At 44.6% G+C, this 2,058-nt stretch carries 2 protein-coding genes; one reads left to right on the forward strand and one right to left on the reverse strand.

Features of this window, described 5'->3' with window-relative positions:
• On the reverse strand, nt 1-726 hold a 726-nt coding region (locus B4K20_RS08300), incomplete at its 3' end, for a sterol desaturase family protein (protein WP_414683373.1).
• Between the two features lie 190 nt (nt 727-916).
• On the opposite strand from B4K20_RS08300, the gene B4K20_RS08305 reads away from it, so the two are divergent.
• The coding region (locus tag B4K20_RS08305; RefSeq protein ID WP_289282549.1) for a UbiD family decarboxylase at nt 917-2,058 on the forward strand (1,142 nt) is incomplete at its 3' end.

Raw genomic sequence — 2,058 nt, forward strand, 5'->3', positions numbered from 1 at the left:
ATGAACGGCATGAATAGGCCATAGTGTTTTTACTTCATGATAGGCACGATGCTCCCAGTACAACACAAAATCCGCTGCCAGAATAATCAGTATGACTTGTAACCAAACTGGCATGGCTTGAACGGTGGATTGCATAGAGGCACTAACAGCCCAATCAAAATGGCTGGCATGATAATTTGCAAAAATAAGAATGGCCGAAATCGCGAGGTGGTTAAAACAAAAGTAGAACATATCCACCGCCCACTCTGGACGAGTGATGACTTGATCCCGATATTTGGGAAATAGCTTTTCCAGTGTCATGAAGATGACGACTGATCCTAGAAAGGCAAGAATTAACCAATCGACCCCCAACGATAATTCTCTGGGCTCTACCTGGCCAATCGGAATGTTGTAACCACCCAGAGCAAACCCAATCAAGGTCAATGAAATAGCGACAAGGCCATAAAGTTTGTACTTGCCTTTATTCAAACCAAACGTCAATGCAGCGAAGAATAATGAAAAATACATGGCATATTTCAATAGCAATTGTAATTGCTCAGCATCATAAATTTGGCGCAGCTCAGCCGTCGTTAAATAGGATGGATAAAGGTAAGCTAGCACCGCTAGCAGGCTCAATACGCTGAGTGTAAGAGACAAATAACAACTTATTCTGCCCTCACCAAAACGAAATTCTTTTGCTGGATTCTTTTCAACATGTCGAGGCTGATATTGATAAGGTTCGGTCATGATTGGTATCGATATAGTGAAACTTGGTCGACATAATGTCTGTGTTAAAGGGGTTCTTCAATAATAATATCGACTCGATAAGACGGATGAGCTCAATATTCTTACCATCAGCCTTATGGATTATGGCTTTAGCCTGCCTTGCTTATCCAGTAATATTCAAACCTAAGTGATGACATAACTGAGTGGTTGAATGAAATACACCGATTTACGTGACTTTATCGAAGGCTTGGAAAAACAGGGTGAATTAAAACGGATTAAAACTGAGATCGATCCGGCTCTGGAAATGACGGAAATTGCTGATCGCGTGTTACGTGCTGGTGGTCCGGCATTATTGTTTGAAAATCCTAAAGGGTCTGACGTACCCGCTTTATTGAATTTGTTTGGAACGCCAAAACGTGTAGCAATGGGGATGGGCGAAGACTCTGTCGAAGCCTTGCGTGAAGTCGGTAAATTACTGGCTTTTTTGAAAGAGCCTGAGCCACCCAAGGGCATGAAGGATGCGTGGGAGAAGCTCCCCGTGTTTAAAAAAGTCCTGACGATGTCACCCAAATTAGTTAAAAAAGCAGCCTGCCAAGAAGTGGTGCTGGCAGGCGATGACATTGATTTGAGCAAGTATCCAATTCAGCTGTGTTGGCCTGAAGATGCCGCCCCTTTAATCACCTGGGGACTGGTTGTCACAAAAGGCCCTCATAAAGAGCGGCAAAACTTGGGCATTTATCGTCAACAAGTCATTGGTAAGAATCGGGTCATCATGCGGTGGTTATCGCATCGAGGTGGCGCACTCGATTTTAAAGAGTGGCAACAAACTTATCCGGGTAAGCCCTTTCCTATCAGTGTGGTTTTAGGCTGTGATCCTGCCACAATACTGGGCGCCGTCACGCCCGTACCGGATACGCTGTCGGAATATGCGTTTGCAGGCTTGCTTCGCGGTAGTAAAACAGAATTGGTGAAATGTATTGGCAATGATCTACAAGTGCCAGCGAACGCAGAAATTGTACTCGAAGGTTTTATCTATCCTGATGATATGGCCCCGGAAGGGCCATATGGCGATCATACCGGTTACTATAATGAAGTGGATAGCTTTCCAGTATTCACAATCGAACGAATTACACAGCGACAGAATCCGATTTACCACAGCACCTATACCGGGCGTCCGCCAGATGAACCTGCCATACTCGGTGTTGCCCTGAATGAAGTATTTGTACCGATATTACAAAAGCAATTTCCAGAAATTATCGACTTCTATTTGCCCCCCGAAGGGTGTTCTTATCGGATGGCTGTGGTCAGTATGAAAAAACAGTACCCAGGTCATGCCAAGCGGGTGATGATGGG

Source organism: Methylophaga sp. UBA5088, from assembly GCF_002414625.1.
GTDB classification, from domain to species: domain Bacteria; phylum Pseudomonadota; class Gammaproteobacteria; order Nitrosococcales; family Methylophagaceae; genus Methylophaga; species Methylophaga marina.